The organism is Treponema sp. Marseille-Q4523 (genome assembly GCF_016901105.1).
In the GTDB taxonomy this organism is placed as follows: Bacteria; Spirochaetota; Spirochaetia; order Treponematales; family Treponemataceae; genus Treponema_D.
Map to the genome: position 1 here is coordinate 1 of NZ_JAFEVM010000016.1, position 19,637 is coordinate 19,637.

The 19,637-nt window shown below is 47.1% G+C and carries 12 protein-coding genes, 5 tRNA genes, 1 other RNA gene and 1 CRISPR repeat array; of the genes, 9 read left to right on the forward strand and 9 right to left on the reverse strand.

Translation table 11 applies throughout. The features are described 5' to 3' along the window. Positions 1-512 (forward strand): GGDEF domain-containing protein (locus JSQ97_RS06480; protein WP_205075314.1); only part of this gene is annotated, 512 nt, incomplete at its 5' end. Here the strand turns inward: JSQ97_RS06480 and JSQ97_RS06485 are convergent. After that, positions 475-2,163, reverse strand: a complete 1,689-nt coding sequence (locus JSQ97_RS06485) for a hypothetical protein (RefSeq protein ID WP_205075315.1) — start codon at positions 2,161-2,163, stop codon at positions 475-477. The genes JSQ97_RS06480 and JSQ97_RS06485 overlap by 38 nt on opposite strands. Positions 2,164-2,274: 111 nt before the next feature. Here JSQ97_RS06485 and JSQ97_RS06490 point away from each other — a divergent pair. From JSQ97_RS06490 to ffs, 6 genes are all read left to right on the forward strand, one after another. Continuing rightward, positions 2,275-2,359: transfer RNA gene (locus JSQ97_RS06490), tRNA-Ser, on the forward strand. A gap of 85 nt (positions 2,360-2,444) precedes the next feature. Beyond that, positions 2,445-2,529 (forward strand) — tRNA-Ser (locus JSQ97_RS06495). A gap of 17 nt (positions 2,530-2,546) precedes the next feature. Continuing rightward, positions 2,547-2,621, forward strand: a tRNA-Arg gene (locus JSQ97_RS06500). A 20-nt stretch (positions 2,622-2,641) separates the two neighbouring features. After that, positions 2,642-2,728, forward strand: a tRNA-Ser gene (locus JSQ97_RS06505). A gap of 264 nt (positions 2,729-2,992) precedes the next feature. Then, positions 2,993-3,078: transfer RNA gene (locus tag JSQ97_RS06510), tRNA-Ser, on the forward strand. Positions 3,079-3,082: 4 nt separating this feature from the next. Beyond that, positions 3,083-3,181: signal recognition particle sRNA small type (ffs, locus tag JSQ97_RS06515), an RNA gene on the forward strand. A gap of 93 nt (positions 3,182-3,274) precedes the next feature. Here ffs and JSQ97_RS06520 read toward each other — a convergent pair. The 5 genes from JSQ97_RS06520 to JSQ97_RS06540 all read right to left on the reverse strand — a co-directional run bounded on the left by JSQ97_RS06520 (position 3,275) and on the right by JSQ97_RS06540 (position 9,933). Further along, positions 3,275-3,595, reverse strand: a complete 321-nt coding sequence (locus JSQ97_RS06520) for a DUF2992 family protein (RefSeq protein WP_239447008.1) — start codon at positions 3,593-3,595, stop codon at positions 3,275-3,277. Between the two features lie 198 nt (positions 3,596-3,793). Beyond that, positions 3,794-5,173: an MATE family efflux transporter gene (locus tag JSQ97_RS06525; RefSeq protein WP_205075316.1), complete on the reverse strand. Its 1,380-nt coding sequence runs from the start codon at positions 5,171-5,173 to the stop codon at positions 3,794-3,796. Next, a complete protein-coding gene (creD, locus tag JSQ97_RS06530; RefSeq protein WP_205075317.1) occupies positions 5,170-6,555 on the reverse strand; it encodes a cell envelope integrity protein CreD in 1,386 nt (461 codons plus the stop codon). The genes JSQ97_RS06525 and creD overlap by 4 nt, the downstream gene beginning before the upstream one ends. A gap of 132 nt (positions 6,556-6,687) precedes the next feature. Beyond that, the gene (locus JSQ97_RS06535; RefSeq protein WP_205075318.1) at positions 6,688-8,646 is read right to left on the reverse strand and encodes a hypothetical protein; all 1,959 of its coding nucleotides are present in this window, start codon (positions 8,644-8,646) and stop codon (positions 6,688-6,690) included. A 216-nt stretch (positions 8,647-8,862) separates the two neighbouring features. After that, positions 8,863-9,933, reverse strand: a complete 1,071-nt coding sequence (locus JSQ97_RS06540; RefSeq protein WP_205075319.1) for a DUF2804 family protein — start codon at positions 9,931-9,933, stop codon at positions 8,863-8,865. A 153-nt stretch (positions 9,934-10,086) separates the two neighbouring features. Between JSQ97_RS06540 and JSQ97_RS06545 the strand changes: the two genes are divergently transcribed. Together JSQ97_RS06545 and JSQ97_RS06550 are read left to right on the forward strand one after the other, a co-directional pair. Next, on the forward strand, positions 10,087-11,112 hold the full coding sequence (locus tag JSQ97_RS06545) for a hypothetical protein (protein WP_205075320.1): 1,026 nt from the start codon (positions 10,087-10,089) through the stop codon (positions 11,110-11,112). Positions 11,113-11,148: 36 nt separating this feature from the next. Then, entirely contained in the window at positions 11,149-11,913 is a 765-nt protein-coding gene (locus JSQ97_RS06550; protein ID WP_205075321.1) for a Nif3-like dinuclear metal center hexameric protein, read from the forward strand. Positions 11,914-12,441: 528 nt separating this feature from the next. Continuing rightward, a CRISPR array of direct repeats spans positions 12,442-14,660; the repeat unit is 36 nt; unit sequence GTTGCAGGTTGACCGGAAAAATTAATCAGTTATAAT. 68 nt (positions 14,661-14,728) lie between these two features. Here the strand turns inward: JSQ97_RS06550 and cas2 are convergent. The 3 genes from cas2 to cas9 are packed head-to-tail and all read right to left on the reverse strand — an operon-like array spanning position 14,729 to position 19,381. Next, positions 14,729-15,064: a CRISPR-associated endonuclease Cas2 gene (gene cas2 / locus JSQ97_RS06555; protein ID WP_205075322.1), complete on the reverse strand. Its 336-nt coding sequence runs from the start codon at positions 15,062-15,064 to the stop codon at positions 14,729-14,731. Next, a complete protein-coding gene (gene cas1, locus JSQ97_RS06560; RefSeq protein WP_205075323.1) occupies positions 15,042-15,962 on the reverse strand; it encodes a type II CRISPR-associated endonuclease Cas1 in 921 nt (306 codons plus the stop codon). Before cas1 ends, cas2 begins: the two co-directional genes overlap by 23 nt. Positions 15,963-15,997: 35 nt before the next feature. Beyond that, entirely contained in the window at positions 15,998-19,381 is a 3,384-nt protein-coding gene (cas9, locus tag JSQ97_RS06565; protein ID WP_205075324.1) for a type II CRISPR RNA-guided endonuclease Cas9, read from the reverse strand. Between the last annotated feature and the right edge of the window lie 256 nt (positions 19,382-19,637).

The window sequence follows — 19,637 nt, forward strand, 5'->3', positions numbered from 1 at the left end:
GTACCTATCTCACCGTCATCGATATTAATAAATTCAAAGCGATAAACGATCGCTACGGCCACGCTGAAGGCGATGCGGCTTTAAAACATACGGCGAACATATTGCGCAACATTGCCGCAAAGCACGACAATATTTTTATTGCGCGATTCGGCGGCGACGAATTTATTATTTTGTCGAAAGGGGAACGGTATACAAACGATATCTGCGCCGAATTTAAAAATGCGCTTACACGCTTCAACGCGGCGCATCAAAAGCCGTGGGAACTGAGCGTATCGCTCGGTTCCGCGCCGTATAAAACGGAATACCGCGATTTTGAAGAATGGTTTACGCAGGCGGACAGCGAAATGTATAAAGAGAAAAAAAGAAAAACCGCCGCCGCCCAAACGCATAAGGGCACCTCGAAAAACTTGCCTTCAGCGATTTTTCAAAACTGCGACACAGCGCGTACGCGGCATTTCGCCTACGCCTTTTCTATCAATATCCGTCAGACATCGCGCGGTTATTGTCTTTGATGCACAATTCGTCGTACACGAGGCTGCGCTTACGCAGCTCTTCTTTAAGCGCCTGAGGGAACGGCATATTGCGCCAAAAAATGCCGCGCACTTCTTTGTCGAGCCGCTGTACGCCGGTCGATTCTTTCGTCATCCACAAGATGTAATCTTCGATAAAAAATTGTTTGAGGTCGCCTTTTAATTTTTGCCGGTCGATGTATTGATAATATTGACCGGTGAGCCCCTCTTCCATCCAATAGTACGACGCTTTTTCTTTTGCGACTTGCCAGCGGAGATCCGCGACGGCGGTCAGCACGGCGATGTGCAGATCGCGCGGATACATCGGAATGACGATACGCCCGCGGCTCGTCACAAGATTGTAGCGATCGAAGGGCTGCCAACAAAAACCGCGGTCGCCGTAAGTCGGCACAAGCAGCGTATACGGGATGATCCTGTTCGGCACGCTTTTGTGAATGCGGCAAAACGCGCCCGGGTCGATCGACTCGATCCAGCGCATAACTTCGAGAACGTTTTCGCGAGTACCCGTTCCCCGTTCGGTACAGTGAAAAAATTCGCGCGTAAAAATGGGAAATTGATTTCCCTGCCGACCGACCGTCATCTTCGCCATCTGTCGCACCGTATCGAATTCGGTTTTCAAATCGCCGGTATTCATTTCGACGATTTCCGGCCCCGCATCGAGCTTTTCCTGTACGCTGTCAAAGATACCCTTCGCTTCTTCGAACTCCCGCAAATTTTTTGCAAGCTCTTTGTCATTCCGCGAAAGGTTTCGCAATTTGTCGCTGATCTCGGAAAACTCATGTTTTTGCGATTCGGTATACGGCGCGAGATGAGGTTCGAGTCCGAAACAGGGCTGATGTTCACATATATCGTTGACAAGGCGCTTCAATTCGATTTCGAGCATTTCACGTTCGTGCTCTTTCATCGTGAGCATACTTTCCGCACTCTGCAATTTTCCGGAATTTTTCGACTGCAACTGCATGAGCCTCGTCTGTTCCTGCATCTGCGCTTCGTCGGGATTTTTGCTGATCTTGCGCGAAGACGCCGGTTCGTCCGTCATTGAAATATTCATGCGTCCCGAAAGGACTTCTTTAAACCATTCGTCCATGTAGAGGATCGGTTCGTTCGTAAGATTTTCGAATATGATGCGGGAAAAGAAATCTTTTTGTTCGGGTTTAAAAAGCGACGGAAGCAAAACGCCGAAACGCATGAGCATACGCTTGGGCATCGGCAAATGCATATTACCCGATTTTTCCGACATACCGCGCAACAGTTCCCAATACGCCGAAATAATATTTTGCCGGAAAACCGAACGGTCTTTCGGATCCTGACTCGTAAGGTATTTTGAAAGCTGTACGTGCACGCGCTGAGCGGATTCGTTTTCGCCGGAAAGCGCCGTTTTATAGTATTCGGGATCGTCGAAAACATCGGACGGAACATCGTTCAGCGATTTTCCCGGAGGCCCGAAAGCTTTGACACCCAAATCGACATCGTGAATTCCTTTCGGCGCTCTCCGTTCGGCGGGGCTGTCCGTTTGCGTTTCGGGCGAGACATCAGCCTCTGCCGTATCGATATTCGTTTCACCGATCCGGTGCGACCGTTCCGCTTCCGCAAGCAACGCCGCGATCGACGGATCCAATTCCTGCTCGTCCATACCACCCTCCGTTTTTTGTTGTCCATTACAGTATATCACGCAGACCGTATTATCGCAATGCTATACTTGACACAAAAAGCGATAATTTGATATGCTGATACTACGTCTTTTGGAGCGATGTCCGAGCGGTCGATGGAGGTAGTCTTGAAAACTATTGAGGAGCAATCCTCCGGGGGTTCGAATCCCTCTCGCTCCGGACAGCAAAATCGCCTGTGATTTTTATCGCATCGATTTTTAATCGGCATCGCTCGTGCATCGTTTACGGCGCCGTCGGACGAATCGGAAGCGTGGTAGAGCGGTAATACAACGGATTGCTAATCCGTCAGTTCCGTAAGGGCTGGGCAGGTTCGACTCCTGTCGCTTCCGTATTGTTAATTTTTTTTGAGACTATAGCTCAGCTGGATTAGAGCACCACCCTGCGGAGGTGGGGGTCGCACGTTCGAATCGTGTTAGTCTCGTACGGCTTATAGCCGCTTGAGGAAAGATGCGAGAGTGGTCGATCCGGACGGTCTCGAAAACCGTTGAACCCTTTTGGGTTCCGGGGGTTCGAATCCCCCTCTTTCCGCTTAACGAGCGTTGTAAAAATCGTTAAGGGATTCGAACCGGAGCGAGCGCCGAGCAGGTGCGAGGATGAGCCCGCCGGATGCGGGCGGAAGCGAGTGCAGGCGCCTGAAGCGAGCAGGCAGGGATGCTTGCGAGCGCAAGGCGAATCCCCCTCTTTCCGGTCAGCGTGCATCGTAGATACCGTTGAGGGATTCGAAGCGGAACGAGCGCCGCGTAGAAATCGTTTTTATTATTCATCTTATTATTTTATACTGAAAATATTTTAGGAAAGATGTCCGAGTGGTTTAAGGTACACGCTTGGAAGGCGTGCGTGCCCAAAAGGCACCGGGGGTTCGAATCCCCCTCTTTCCGCTATGCCCAGGTGCCATGCAGCCGAACGCCGGCAAACCCCGTCAGAGCAGGAATGCAGCAGCGGTAGTCGGATGTGCGGCGTGCCGTGGATTACCTGGGCTTTTTTTATTAAAATTATTAATTTTTCGAAATACGACTTGATTTACATATTTACCGTTTCACTTTCTTCCGTTTTTTATTTCGATACTTATCTTGCTCAAGTAGTTTTTTTTTCTTTGCGGCTACACATTTTTTTCTTCGTGAAATATTCTTTTTGCGCCGCCTTATATTGATCCAACGATTTCGGTTTAGTGTTTTTTTTCACAGCATCTTTTATACGGATTTTTTGATATGCGACCGTTTTATATAACGGAACATACAAAAAATCATTCAGCATCCATTGTATGAGCTGCGGATTTGTCGGTTCGGCCCCGAATACATATCGACCGGAGTAAAACTCTCCATCGATTTTTTTTTGAATGAATGCACACCAAAATTGTCCGTCGAAATAGATTGTTGTGATTGTGAAGTCGTCCATCCTTTACCTCCGGGCATAGGAATCCCAAGGTAAAACCGGACATCAAAAAGAATGAAGGTTACTGAATATGATTGCTCATATCAACCGGACTACCGTCACCGGTTCGTGTTTTTGTTTTACGATTATAAAAATATCTCTTATTACGTCTATTGTCAAGAATATAAAAATCTTTTTCCCCTGACATCGATTCGCCCGCCCTTATCCCGCATACGCGGCTTTTTCCCATTTCGTTGAGGCAAGCCTCATCAAAAAAATCGTACCGCGAAAACAGAGTTCGATGCCCATCGCGATCCATGCGCCGTACAATCCGAATCTCGGCACAAGGATGATCGTCAGTACGATGCGCACTCCCCACAGGCTTACGAGGTTCATGATGCCGGGAACGAGGGTATCGCCCGTTCCGCGGAGCGCGCCGGAGGCGACGATGGAGGCGGCGAAAAGAGGCTCGGCAAAAAGCTCGATGCGCAAAACGCGCACTGCAAGCGCTCTCACGGCTTCGTCCATCGTAAGAAAGGCAAACACGGCAGGACAGATCGCATACATGAGCGCGCCCGTCACCGTCATCACGATCATGCCGCACGCCGTCGTGAGCAGAGCAAAACGTTTCGACAAATCGCTCCGCCGAGCTCCGACGCTCTGTCCGACGAGGGTTACGGCCGCTTCCTTTATGCCGAAGCCGGGCATATAACACAGCGACTCGGCCGTTACGGCAAAGGAATTCGCCGCGAGAGAAACGGCTCCGAGCGGGGCGATAAAACGCATCGATGCGACGACGGCTCCGCTCCACGCCGTCTGTTCGGCGCCGACGGGAACGCCGATTTTCAGAGCGCGCTTAAAATCGCCTTTATCGATTTTCCACGTATCTTTTTCGATAAGTGCAAGTTCGGAAGATTTTCGAAGCGTGTAATACGAAATCAAAACGGCGGTCACAAGGGCTGCGCACACGGAACCGTACGCCGCACCCGCCGCTCCGAAATGCAGTATGACGATAAACAGATAATTGAATGCGACATCGAGAGCGCACATGAGCGCGTTCAATACGCCCGGAGTTTTCATATCGCCGGATGCCTGTAGCATACCGCTCATCAAGTACACAATTTGAAAAACCGGAAGCGCGAGCTGGAAGACCGAAAAATAAAACGAAGCGTCGCCCCTGATCGCATCTTCGGCTCCGAGCCACGCGGGCAGTATGCCGCTTACCGAAACGCTCAGAAAGGCGACGACGCTCGAAAAAATCGTACACACGACGATCGCTTGGCGCAGCAGACGCTTCGTTCTCCGCCCGTCACCCGCACCGACCGCCTGTGCGGTCTGCACGATAAAGCCGGTCGCAATCGAATGCGTCAATCCGCCGAACATCCACAGTGCCGGCGAAACGAGCCCTATCGAAGCCGCCGCTTGTGCGCCCAATCGCCCGACCATCGCCGCGTCGATATACTGCATCAAAATCGAAGAAACTTGAGCGAGCATACCGGGCACGCTGAAGCGCCACACATACGACAAAAGCCGAGCGCTCGGAACAGCGTTCCGTTCTTCTAATAATTTTGCAAGGGCGAGCTGTCCCCGCGCCTCTTTCAATTTTCTTCCTGTGCGGCGTACCAGTCGATTTTGCGCGTCAGCACCATAAGCAGCGTAACGACGAAGAACAAACCGAGACTGCCGATCAAAAGCGCGTAGTCTTCGGCTTGCAGCGTGCCGAACAAAAATATATACGACGTCATCTGTACGAGCGCAAAGCAGGCTCCCCATTTCGGTTTTTTGAAAATCGCGGACGCGTAAAACAGGAGCAACGCACTCACTGCAGCCGAACTGATCCAATACGTCGTACCGAACGGTATATGCTCGGAAACCGACAGGAGCAGCAGGTAAAAGATCACATCGGCAAGACCTATCAAACAGTACTGTACCGGATGGATTTTCACATGCGTGAAAATTTCAAAGATAAATATCGTGATAAACGGAATTATTAAAAAGAGAAGCGCATATTTTATGCTGCGTTCGGTTTTTTGATAATTGTCGACCGGCGTTACGAAATCGATCTGCACGGTTTCCGCGTCGTCGCTGTCGTATGAATCGTATGCATATTTTTGATTGGACTTGCGCGACGATGCGGGTGCGTCTTCTTTTTCGGATGCGATCCACTCTTTCGGAAACGCGGTCGAAAGGCCTGCGATATTCCATACTGCGGAAAAGCCCGCGTCGGAAATGCTGCGCTCGGTCGGAAGCCAGCCGCCGGTAAAGCCCGGTGTCGGCCACGTCGATTCGACGGCAAAGGTATTGTCGGCGGCAAGCGGCATCGCGGCAAAATACTGCCCTCCTTGAATACCCGTTTCCGCCGTAAACGCAAAGCCCTTTCTGCAGTATTCGGCAGGCACATTGTAAAACACCGTATTTGAAAACGGACTCGCGCTTTCGGGCGACATGAGCGACATTTCGAGCGGTCTTCCGTCGACCGTGACGGCGGGCAGTTTTGTTAAATTTTTTTTATTCGAAATGCCGAGCATCAAAACGCATTCGCTCCACACGATGTCGCGCTCGTCTATTTTGTTGTACGAATAATCGACTGCGGAAAACGAACCGTCGGAATGCACCGTACCCGAAAACACAGGCGCCTTAAAAATGCCGCGTGTCAGGTACTCCGGTTTTGCGGAAAATTGCATATTCCACGTTTCCGGTACGCATACGATATAATTCGTCTTTCGTTCCGAACGCTTCGTACCGTTTTCCCATACGTCGACCGTTTTCTTAAACGGTACGGCGATCGCAAAACCTTCGATGACCGGAGCGCCGCCTTTCGGTTCGAGTATGGAACGCACGGCTTCCCTTTGATACGATTTTCTGTCGTCGACGAGAGAGTCGAGCATGTGCAGCGGAATTAAAAACAGCAGCACAAGCACGAGAATGATAAAGGGTTTGAAGCCGATCCTTCCGACCGAATTTAATAATTTATTCTTGTCCATAAAAAAACTCCCGCAATAAGCTATAATTCCGAGTTTAATCAACAACCTCGACGCAGCCTCACAGCGAAGCTTCAAGCGGCGTCGGGGTATTAAACCTTCCGCACGAATAAAACTCACCGTTCAACACGGAATTTATTTTTTTTGATATGCCGTACGTATCGCTTCGGCAAACAATTTATTTTGATCGTGACGCTCAGGTACCGAAAACAGCGGCTTGCCGTCTTCTTCCGAGATACGGTATATCTGCGTCGGAGGTACGGAGTATGCGGGACTGTCCGGATTGTTGATCCACCAGTCGAGCACGGCAACGATGCACAGCGTATATTTTAATAAATTCGCATTGGTCGCATTCGTCGTCGCCGTCGTATTTTGCGCACCGAGCAAAACATCGAGCCGCTTTGAAATTTCGTTCGGGATATCGAAGCGATAATGTGCCCACGGATTCCCCACCGACTCGACAGTACCGCGCACCTGCGCGACCGCGTCGCACGCGTTTGCAATGCCGGTGAAGTATTTGCGAACAAAGTCGATGCGCTTATACAGCGGCGGGTATTTGCTGTCGTTTACGGGGCGTTCCAGCACGAGCGGTTTGAATTTCAGCTCCGGCAAAAACTGATATTGCGTCTGCCATAAAAGCGCCGTGAGCGATTTTTCCCCGAACTGGGAAGATTCGAAATCGCTTTGAGAATATATTTGATTGGTATAGTATATGAGCGGTTCCGCATACAATTTATTAAAAACGTTTTCCCTGTATGCCGACCACGTATCGAGCACGGCGTCGATCGAATCGGAACCGCTGTCGCCCGTTTCCTCTTTGACGAAAGCGACATTACGGCAGCCCTGAAAAAAATCTTCGAGGATACGAAGCAATACGACCGTCGTCTGCATCGGATTTGACGGCGATAAAATATTAAAACCGTCGTCGAATTTATAGAGCGGCTGAAAATACGGAAACAGGTCGGGATGCATATCGAGCTTTTGAAAACCCGCCGCGGGAAACAGCCGATCGAGCAAATTCAATCCCGTATTGACGGTTTCGTCGCGCCTGCCGCGCACTTCGCGTACGGGACTCGCTTTCGGTTCGGGCGCTTTGACTTCTTTCGGCTTGTCGGGGAGCAGCAGATCGAATTTATGAAGACCGATAAACTGCAGGATATCCGCAACTTTTACCGAAAAGAACACGGGGTATACTTCATAGCTGTCGGAACACATACGCATGAGCAGGGGATATAATTTTCTGATGATTTCCGTATCGATATAAAGCCACTTGGTGATCGCTTCTTTTGCAAGCGACTGGAGCTTTTCTTTATCGGCATCGGGATAGACGATTTCGTCGGCGTAAATTTCCTTAATAATTTTCGGGATCTTCGAGCTGCCGTAATAATAAACCGTCATCAACGGATGATATATCGCGCGGATAAAGGGTATGAAATCGCATACGAGCAGCGGCGGCGGCAGCGCAGACAGATCGCCGTATGCCATTTTAATATTTTGCATCGTCCAACCGGCAACCGTCCTCAGGAATTTGAATTTAACATCGGTACCGTTTACGATCTTCGCTTTGTACGTATTCGGCGACATCTGTATGAGCATCTTAATGACGGTAATAAAAGCTTCCATCTGATCGATGTAGAGTTTCAGCGTTACGTCGTAAAACGTGGGCAGAATTTTTTCCGTTCCGTCTTTTTGAAAGCGTCGGATAAAATTAAAGATGCCGTAATTCGCTTTGATGCGATATTCGTCGGACATCATGAGTTTATCGATCTGCGCACAGAGTTTCGGAGAAAGCGTCTGCAGTTCATTTTTTCGCCGGTGCTTTACGGTCGTCGTATGAGGCGAAACGCGCGTATCCGACGATTTCGGACGGTTTCCCGAAGACACGCTTGAAGTTCTACGGGACGAAACGGCCGCGGGACGGCGAGCGTGCGTCATCCCGTCCGGAGATACAGATCGTTCATTTAAAACTTCGCCACCGAGCTTTTTCGCCATCGTTGCCGCTTCTTTAGGATCGATGTCGCCGATCGCTTTTCTCGTTTTGTCGAGCGTACCGGGTGCCCAGTCCGCCGTTTTATTGAAAGATTCGTTGGCCATTCCCGCACCTCCGTTCCTTAAGAATGCGGCATTGCAGGAAGTGTCAACTTCCGAAAATGCCGCATTAGTGCGCGAAAGCGCACACGTATATCCGCGAGTTTTCAAAAGAAAACTCGAATTTACATTGAACGGCGCCATTTCTGACGTTCAATGTAAACCTTGGAAAAATCGCGACCTACCCGAATGAAGATCGATCGCTGCCCGCTTTGAAAATTTTCAGATACGCAGTCTGCTTTTTTTTACGATACCGGGGAAATTTTTAAGCGTCAGTTTTTCTCCGGTACCGGTGAACAGCACGCCGTCGAAGGTGCCGAAGATCGTACTGTAATCGGTACGCATGACGAGGATGCTCAAAACGCGCTTGCTGATCGACACGGGCGTAAAGGTCAAATCGATCATGGATTCGGTATCCTGCACGATCCACGTTTTGTCGCTGCCGAAGGGATGCGTGATCGTCACGGCCGGCATCGGCGTCGGCTTCCCGTCGAATACGACGACGTTTTCGTTGCAGTCATCCGATTCTTCGGGATCCATATTCGTCATCACAAAGCGGAACAGCAATTTCCGTCCCTCATAGTCACCCAGACCGCACATCATTTTGCTTTTTGAATGATAGCGGTAATACGTGCGGTTCATGACCATAAAGGCAAGTCCCGACGTATCCTGCATCGTCACAGCGGGAGTCTTTTTTCCCGCGAGGACATTGAGCGAACCTTCCATACACATCGCAGTGAGCCAAGAAGCCGAACAACGCCTCGTCGTCGGAGCGGGAGCGACGACGACAAGTTCCGCATGCAGAGGATCACTGAAATGCGAAACGAACATACCCGTTGCCGCAGGACGAGATGCATCGCCCTTTACACTGAACACGAGCGATATGCGGTCGCGCTTGCGGTTCCACGAAATGCGGATATAGCGCGATTTTTTGTGATTGATGCAGGCGGCTTTATCGAGCCGTATCGGAACGAAACGGAAGCGCGGGAGCATAAACGTATGATAGACGAATTTTTTGCCGGCGGATCGGTACCAAAATATCACTTCCGCGAGCCCGAACAGCTTATCGTCGAAAAATTCGACCATGCCGATATAATCGCCGATCGAAAACATATAAGCGAGCCGGCTTTTGATTCGGAAATTCGTTAAAAACGCAGGGATCGGAATACCGCCGAACGGAGCTTTAATCCCCTTGATGTCGAGCTTTTGCGGCGGATTTGAAAACGTACCGAACTGCGCGGTACCGTCGGCGACAATCGATTCGGGCGATTCACTTACTGTCCTGGAATACAATCTCTACCTCTGAAACGGTAAAACTTTTATACTCGATTATACATCAAAAATACTACTCCTGCAATTCCGCGTTCCGGTGCGGATATTGTCGCGCGCGTCGTTTGCGTTTACCATTCAATTGCGCATTTCATTTGTTTCAGTTATTATACGCCTATGGCGTATTCCGTTTTCGGCGATCTGCTTGCGGCGCTTTTGCTTGCGGGCTCGAGCGCGCGGATTTTTTTTCTCAAATACGAACGCGTCGACACCGCAGCCGTCCTTGTGCCGCTATCTCTTGTGATCGTCGTTTTGCAGATTTTTTCATGGAATATCGATTGCATTTCGGCCGCTCTCTTCGTCCTCGCCGTGATCGCGCTTTTTACCAATGCCCGCGCGCTTTTCCGCTTTGCATCGAAGCTCTACGTCGATCATTATTCTTTCGTCTTTATCGTTTTGTCGGTATGCATTTTCATCGCTTCTCTGGCGCTTGCAGGCGTTATCGTACGGTATATACCCGTCGCACTCGACCCCACAGACTTCGGCGTCACGGAAACGAAAACACGGCTCGCAGGTTCCTTTACATCGGGCTTTACCGAAGCGGAATACTTTGAGAAGGCTTCCGCAACGCTTTTCGTATACGAGTCCGCAGGTGAAAAAAAATCGTCTCCCGTCGTCATCGTCGGAAGCGATAAACGTGCAGACGCCGCTTCATACCGACCGTATATGATACTGCTTGCCGCCCAGGGCTATACGGTACTCGCCTGCGATTTTTATGCCGACGACGGACGCTGGTTCAATTCGTTTGCCGATCTGCGTATCTTCCGTAAGTATTCGATGATCGCATCCTATCTCCTGCAGAGGGAACGGTTTTCCCGGCAAAAGGATTTTTACACGTTCGGTATGCTCCGCGAATTCGGCGCGATGCGGGATATAGCGACACAAAAATTCGGAAGCGACCTGGAATTGTTTATCGCGTGCGACGGTATGGCCGACGGAGCAGCCGTCGATTTTATCAGACAGGTGAACGGAAACGTAACGGGGGCGCTTGCGCTCGACAGCATCTCCGAATATCGTACACCCGGTTTCGGCTGTATCGAACAGACCGATCCCCTGCTCGCTTCTTTTTTCGGCGTCGAACGCGATAGGGATCTGCGCGTTCCGCGTTCTCTCGTGTCGGAGACGGTTCGGCGCATTCGATAAGAGACTATACGAATAATTTTATCGGGAGGCGAAACTATGACGCTCGCAGAACTCGACAAATATTTTAATTCGTTTTTACACCCGGAAAATTTTCCGCACGATGTATCGCGCAACGGCATCCAAATTCAAAACAGCGATCCGGAGCACAAACCCATCGATAAAATCGCATTTGCCGTCGATGCGTGCGAAGCGACCGCGCTCGAAGCGGCCTCTCTCGGCGCGCAGGTGCTTTTCGTGCACCACGGATTGTTTTGGGGCGACTGCACGGTTTTGACCGGCGTGCACTACAAACGCGTCGCCGCTTTTATTAAAAACGATGTCGCGTTGTGTGCGTATCACATTCCGCTCGACGCGCACGAAAAGGTCGGAAACAACGCGGGACTCGCCGAACGCATCGGCCTAAAAAAAACGGAACCCTTCGGCGAGTGGCGGAATATGACGATCGGTGTAAAGGGCGTGCTTCGAAAACCGCTTACCGTCGACGAACTCGCTTTTCTCGTCATGCGTCCCGAAAAAAAAGTGTCCGTCTTTCCTTTCGGTGTGCGAGACATACGAACGGTCGGAATCATTTCGGGAGGAGCGGGTGAAGACGTACAACAGGCAGCTGCCGCGAAGCTGGACGCATATATTACGGGAGCTTTCGAGCATGAAGATTATCACTATGCAAAAGAAGCGGGGATCAACGTTATCGCCGGAGGGCATTACGAAACCGAAACCGTCGGTGTCAACCTCGTGCGTGCAAAGCTTGAAAAAGAGCTGCACATAGAGACGGCCTTTATCGATATGCCGACGGAATTGTAAACGGCAAAATTACCGTCTCACATTCCACTTTTTATCTGTACGTTTTTTCCGTTATATATGTTTTCGGCGCGTTTACCCTACTTCGGAAAGCTGTCATCGTCTTTACTCACGTAAGAATCCAAACGAAAAGCTGTCACGGAAAATCCGCGGTATAATCAAATCATGACAAATAATTTTCAATGTTTATACGACGGCGACAAGGTGCGCTGCGCGCAAGTACATAACAAGCTGCAAAGCCTATGTGTCCAGGCATCTTACCGGGGACAATTGCTGTGAAGTTGCGGCCATGCTGATTCGCTGTCGCTCGGACGAATGGATAGCGTACAAGTCGTTTAACGCAGAAGATTTTGCTTTAGGTCGTGTGTATTTTATTGACGGGGACATGCGATGCTCGATAACGAGAGACAGCTTTGAGGAATGGGGACGTTCTTTATAAGCATTAAATTAAAAGGAAGCAATCGTTTCAAAGAAACAAGTGAAATGGGTCTGTTCCTTGAGATGGGGTAAGGTAAGTCCTTATTGCACTCAGTTACAGATTGACCGTGAAAATTGATCAGCTATAATTTGGCAAGGTAGACACTCAGCGGCGTTGCAGTTGCAGTTGCAGGTTGACCGGAAAAATTAATCAGTTATAATTCGGATTACTGGTGATTATTGCTACTATGGGTTGCAGGTTGACCGGAAAAATTAATCAGTTATAATGAGATATAATTAAATCCGCCGCTTGATAGGGTTGCAGGTTGACCGGAAAAATTAATCAGTTATAATTATTGCAGTTTTCCAACCCTACCTGCTTTTGTTGCAGGTTGACCGGAAAAATTAATCAGTTATAATTATTGCAGTTTTCCAACCCTACCTGCTTTTGTTGCAGGTTGACCGGAAAAATTAATCAGTTATAATTTTGGCGGTCAAAACCTTGAATTTTGGCGGGTTGCAGGTTGACCGGAAAAATTAATCAGTTATAATCTTATCCATCTGCATATTATACAGATTTCCGTTGCAGGTTGACCGGAAAAATTAATCAGTTATAATGCACAGCAGCGAGCAGAACTTTCAGAGCTTGTTGCAGGTTGACCGGAAAAATTAATCAGTTATAATTTTTCGGCGCTTGATAGCTTGTCTGCGCCGGTTGCAGGTTGACCGGAAAAATTAATCAGTTATAATTTTGCGCAATCGCTGTATACTAAACGTATGGTTGCAGGTTGACCGGAAAAATTAATCAGTTATAATCGAGTTTGTAAGACAATGCTCAAAGTTTTGTTGCAGGTTGACCGGAAAAATTAATCAGTTATAATTGAAATCACGTGTACTGTATTTATCCGGCGGTTGCAGGTTGACCGGAAAAATTAATCAGTTATAATTAATTTTAATCAAACGCTTAACAAGCATTTGTTGCAGGTTGACCGGAAAAATTAATCAGTTATAATTTACTGAAGCATTAACAGGCGCTGTTTACAGTTGCAGGTTGACCGGAAAAATTAATCAGTTATAATTACACATAGATAAACCGGTATACGCAATTCGTTGCAGGTTGACCGGAAAAATTAATCAGTTATAATCTGGACGCATCCGTTTACACACACGGCGTTGTTGCAGGTTGACCGGAAAAATTAATCAGTTATAATAAAGCGGACTTGCCGAAATGCTTGCCACCGGTTGCAGGTTGACCGGAAAAATTAATCAGTTATAATCGTCCGCGGAAACTTCCTGTCCTGACGTATGTTGCAGGTTGACCGGAAAAATTAATCAGTTATAATTTTATAAAGGCGCGTGCGGAAACGTCAACAGTTGCAGGTTGACCGGAAAAATTAATCAGTTATAATTAGTACCACCGATAAAATGAGGACGCTGCAGTTGCAGGTTGACCGGAAAAATTAATCAGTTATAATTATTCTTGTGATATGGGTGAAGTTCATCCTGTTGCAGGTTGACCGGAAAAATTAATCAGTTATAATTTTCTGCGGCGGCAACCGTTTCAAGTTTTGGTTGCAGGTTGACCGGAAAAATTAATCAGTTATAATGAATGGAAAAACGTCACGCGAGCGGTAATGGTTGCAGGTTGACCGGAAAAATTAATCAGTTATAATGGCACAACAGAAGCAATCAACATCAAATAGGTTGCAGGTTGACCGGAAAAATTAATCAGTTATAATCCTTTTGGCTTCCAACCTTGAACAAGCACAGTTGCAGGTTGACCGGAAAAATTAATCAGTTATAATCAAAACCATGACCAGCGTACTGACCGAGATGTTGCAGGTTGACCGGAAAAATTAATCAGTTATAATAGCACGAAGCGAACCTAAAAAGTGAACACGGTTGCAGGTTGACCGGAAAAATTAATCAGTTATAATTGTTGCTGTTTATTATAATCTTTTGTGCCAGTTGCAGGTTGACCGGAAAAATTAATCAGTTATAATGATTACTAGGATGAATAGGAAACGCACTGCGTTGCAGGTTGACCGGAAAAATTAATCAGTTATAATCACGTCGTCACGGCGATGAACGCAAAAGACGTTGCAGGTTGACCGGAAAAATTAATCAGTTATAATTGAACAGACTGTCAATTCAAAGATATCGCTGTTGCAGGTTGACCGGAAAAATTAATCAGTTATAATTTTTTAAGTTTACCGGTGGGAGACTTATTAGTTGCAGGTTGACCGGAAAAATTAATCAGTTATAATTATCGCTTTTGCTGTGTTGTATTTTAAATGGTTGCAGGTTGACCGGAAAAATTAATCAGTTATAATACGTCCGGTATAAATCGTTGCTATACAAAGAAATGGTTTGTACCGGGCGTGTTATTTTTAAACGAAAATCAGAATAAAAGAAACTGTTCCGGCTGCTTTTTTTGCCGTTTTTCGCCCGCATTATAACTGATGATGTTGCCATATTGCCTGTCCGTTATCGTGATAATATCAACTTTTCCCTTCATCGGCAAGTTATCGTGTATCATTCTGTAATATTTTTCACAAGCATCTTTTCCCGAAAATAATTTTGTATAAATGGAATATTGAACCATTGAAAAACCGTTATCCAATAAAAATTTTCGAAATTCCGTAGCATCTTTTCGCTCTTTTTTTTCAATGACCGGCAGGTCGAACAGCACCATCATCCACATAAGCTCATACTTATTTAAAATCAAATCGCGCATTTTCATCTCCGTCCCATAGGGGCAGTTCGATATCCGGTTTTTTATTTTCCAGCGCACGTGCATAGGCATTTGCCATATATTGCATACTTTGAAAAGCCGGTGAGTTTCCTTCGGCTGTATGGAGTTTTATCCAAAGGACGTCGGCGAGCCGCTTTTTTACTTCCGGTGTAAGTATTTCTTTTCCTTCCTTTTGCAATTTGGCGGCGGTAAAATCGACGAGCGGGCGATATATTTCAAAGAGATCATCGACGAGGCAAAATTGATTTAAATTATTACCGTGGTGAATGCCGAGAGAGGGCAAAAGACCTGCGGAACATACCGCACGCGCCATGGCTGCGCGCATTACGGCATATCCGTAATTGAGCAAAGAATTGATGCCTTCCTCATTTTTATCACGAAGAAAGTCTTTGCCGAATAAAGCTTTCCAATACACTTTTGCGGCATAAGCTTCTCGGTTGTCAGGATCGCCGGACTTTACGAGCGACGATATTTTATCGATAAGCTTTGCGTTTTCTTCTTTTCCGTCCATATGCAATACTTGTGCCTGATTTTTTATTTTTCGTATAACAATTTGCTGCCAGATTCGTTTTTTGAGCGGAGCCGAAGCTTCTATTTGATTTTTAATAATTTTTGCAAACAGATAATGCGAAGCGATGGGCAAAACCATGCTTTGCGGTGCATAGTTTTTACCGCAGAGTATGGTAATGCAGCCGCGCTCAGTCAGCGCATTTAATATATTTTTTGACAAAACGACGCTCTGTGCCGAAAGCAGCAATACGCCGATGTCATCAAGCGGCACTTCGCCGAGAGTTTCATCTTCGTGCTTGATGACTATAAAACCTCGGCTGAGAGCAAGATAACGGTTTTCTTCATAGACTTCCAAAACTCTGTGTATCACGCCGTATGTATTATCGGCATATACGCGAGAAATTATTATTTTCTGAAAACTCGTCCTATCGGATTAACCGTTACGCTGTGCGCTTTGTGCTTTCCGAACAGCACATTTACGGAAATACGCTTTTCTTGTTCTTTTGCTCTCCAACAAGGTTCAAGCATATTGTCATTCGTTGCAATAATCCAATCTTTGCAGTTTGAAGCCGCATATATCGGACGAATATCGATTTTATTCTCTTGCGATGCCGGAAGCCCTGCTATTCTGCAAAGATGTGTTGCGCCGTTTTCGGTGAACTCGAGGTAGTCGTCTTTATAGAGCATACAGATATACTTTGCCGCATCATGCGGTTTTTCCAATTTTTTAGGTTTGTTATCATCATTGAATTCATCGCGTCGGAGAAATGTCGCTTTGTATTCGGGTTCGGCATCTTTCTTTTTAGCCGGCATCTGCCAAACGACGGCCGCTAAATAATCTTCCGGACACAGGTAACGGGGGACGGCGGAACTCGCAATCCTAATCGGTGTTTGTCCCCAGTTTATACACCGTACCTTTTCGATGCGATATTTTTTGCCGGGTTTACCTGCCGCGCTCGGTTTTCCGCTCCATTCCGTTTCGCTGAATTTTTGCAGCTGTTCCGCAAAGGACAAGTCGGCGTGTTCTTTTATAAATGTTTTCAGTTTTTCTTTTATTTTTTCATCGACGATACTGTCTATGTTTTTCTCTGTAAGCGATACTATCGGCGTACGCGAAACATAGTATGTTTTAAAGACGTCCAATTTCGGAAACTCGGTCTTTAATGTGGCACTTGCTTTTGCCACACTACCGAGTTCGCGGCGTTTTGTTTCAAATCGATTACGGATTGCATCATCCGTTATCGATGCGATATCGTCGTCCGTTTGTATGGAAGCGATATCGACTTTTTCAATCCTTTTTATTTTGCCGAGGAGCGTTTCTTTTGAAAGCTTTCCCTGCCGGCCGTGATCGGGTTTGAAACTGACCGTGATATGTTTTACTTTTTCGATCAATTCGCTGCGGAGTACGGGCATTTGCGGCGCTTCGATTCTGTTTTTTAGCCGAATTTTGTTTAACCGCGAAATCTCCTGCACCATTGCGCGGTCGATCAATGCGATAACGGAAGCGTCGAGGGCATGATGACGGTGGTCGTAGCGGTTCTTTTTGTATTGTCCGATCTGATCGTTTTTTAATTTGAAATGCGCTATTTCCGGATCATCGATTTTCCGTTTTAAAATCGAATCTATATTCCACTTGTCGCGCAGCAGTTTTGTCATACTTCCGTTGACCGACCACACATCTTTGCAGATGCATCGCAGATACCGCAACGCGGAACGCGAAAGATATGCATTGTCGGTGAGCTGGCGCTGTATAAAAGAGCTGTCTTTTTCAAATTTTTCCATCGCGTTTTCTGCGAACAGCGCTCTTTTTGCAGGATTTTTTAATGAATTTGCTCTTGCGCAAATCTCATGCCAGTTATATCCGCTCGGGCTCGAACCGAAAGCTTCGAACGGCGAGAGGTTTCCTTTATCCCTATTGCAGTTCGTATGCGCGACCGTTTTATTCGTTTCGCCGTCAAAGAGCGTGCGTCCGAACGGAAGGATATGTTCTATTTCAATATCCTTTGTAAAAATTTCAGATCCGCTGATCGTCTTCCCGCAATACAGGCATTTTCTGCTGAGAGAATCGCTGCCCAATTCTTCCCACAAACGGTATTTTAATCGGTCTTCTCTGTTAGGGTATGGAATCTTTGTGATCTCTGTAATGTTTTTATTGTCCCGTTCATTGCGCTTCTGATTTGCAGTGATCGTTTTTTGAATTCGCGCTTTTGCTTCTCTGCTCGCTTTCAAATCGCGTGAAAGCTCTACGACGATTTGCTGCGGTTTGCCGTATGCTCTTATCAGCGTATTTACGACGGTACGGGTTTGATTCAGAGCTACGTGTACGGTCGGATTGCTTATTTTCCCGTATTTCAATTCAAGTTCCGATTGATCCGCCTCCGGATGCGCTCCCATCGTGGAACCGGTCAAAACGGCGCCGTAGTAGGGAAGTTCGCTTTCTTCGTGAACCGATTGATCGGCGTATGTATAACCGAGCATCTGAACGGCGACGGTCAACGGTATTTTGTTTTGTTCCATTTTTTCTACAAGCTGTTCCGTCACTTCTTTGCACAGCATCGCCGTTCCCGACGGCAGTACGGTTGCGACGATATTTTTCTTCTGCTCGTCCGTTAAATTATACTGTGCAAGCATAGAGATGATTTCCGCATCTTCGTCTGCAGTAATCAGTTTTTCAACGATCGCGTCTTGCTCTGCCAAAGAAAGAGAATCCCACAATTCGCCGAATCTGTTTTTGTTGCGCAGTTTAACGGCGGTCACATTCCCTTGTAAATATTCCCGTCCGCCTCTTTCCAAATTAAACGTACAGGATTCATCAAGTCCCAGCTCTTTTTTCATTGCCTTAAACGAAAGCTTTTCTCTTTTGTCGAGCAGCGAAATCAAGCTGTCCGTTTGAGCTTCTTCGAGCGGAATCGTTTTCCCGTATTCGTCGATATAATCCATATTGTATACTTCTTGCAAAATGCGGATCTTTTGCGAGCAGGGCATCGCTTTAAAGGTACGCTCTTTGTCGGGCGTGTACCGGCATTTACCGCGTTCCTGCACACGGAGCGGCCGCTGGTAAAACAATTTTTCATGGAGCGCATCCCAATTTACGCCGCTGTAATAGGGTCCCTGCGCTTTGCGGATCGCGTCGAATTCTTCGACATACATTTGACGAGTCGGATAATAGTTTGAACGGCCGGGCACAAAGCGCATGCCGATATCGCACGCATCGTTTTCTGTTTGCTGCGTTTCCGTATTTTTATGTTTCCACAAAAATTCACCGAGCGTTCTGAAACCCGAATCTTTTATCGCTTTTGCAAGGCGTTCGCATTTTTCATTTTGTGATTTTGCGTCGTTTTGACTGTCTTTTTCTTTTTCCTGTACCGCTTCTTTTCTGTTGCTTTTAAATCCGCGCCGGACGGATAAATTAAATAAAACGCGGCCGAGTTCATACGGTTCGAGTTTCGCATCCAGCGCTTTTACGCGGAGTTCATACGGATTTAACGATTTAAGCGCTACCGCTTCAGAGACATCATTCGGCATCAAACCCTGCTCCTGCAGCAGGCGAAACATCTGCTTTCTGCGCAGTTTCCTTCGATGCAAAATCCGCCGCAATCCGCGCGCGGTTCTGCGTTCCACGGCAAGCGGCTCCTTTGTTTTCGGATCGCGCCCGTCAGAAAATATGCGAACGCCCATATCGATAAGCGTTTCAGGTTTATTGCTACCATCCAATGAATATATACACCAGCCGATTGAATTGGTACCCAGATCGAGTCCCAAGCGGTACTTTTGATTTTTATCGCTCATAAGAACTATTATAACACGAAAGTATAAACTGTATGAAAAAAAATATGTCCTTGAGAGTCCGAAAAAAATATTTGACAATAAAATAATTTTGTTATACACTACGGTCACTGATTAATTTTTTTGATCAACCTGCTAACAAGGAGTCTTTGACTCTGCAAAATGTTTTTACATTTTAGTAAAATGTAAAAATCATCACATGAAAAAAGGAAGCTTCGGCTTCCTTTTTGTTTTTTAAAAACATGCACGTCGCCATGCG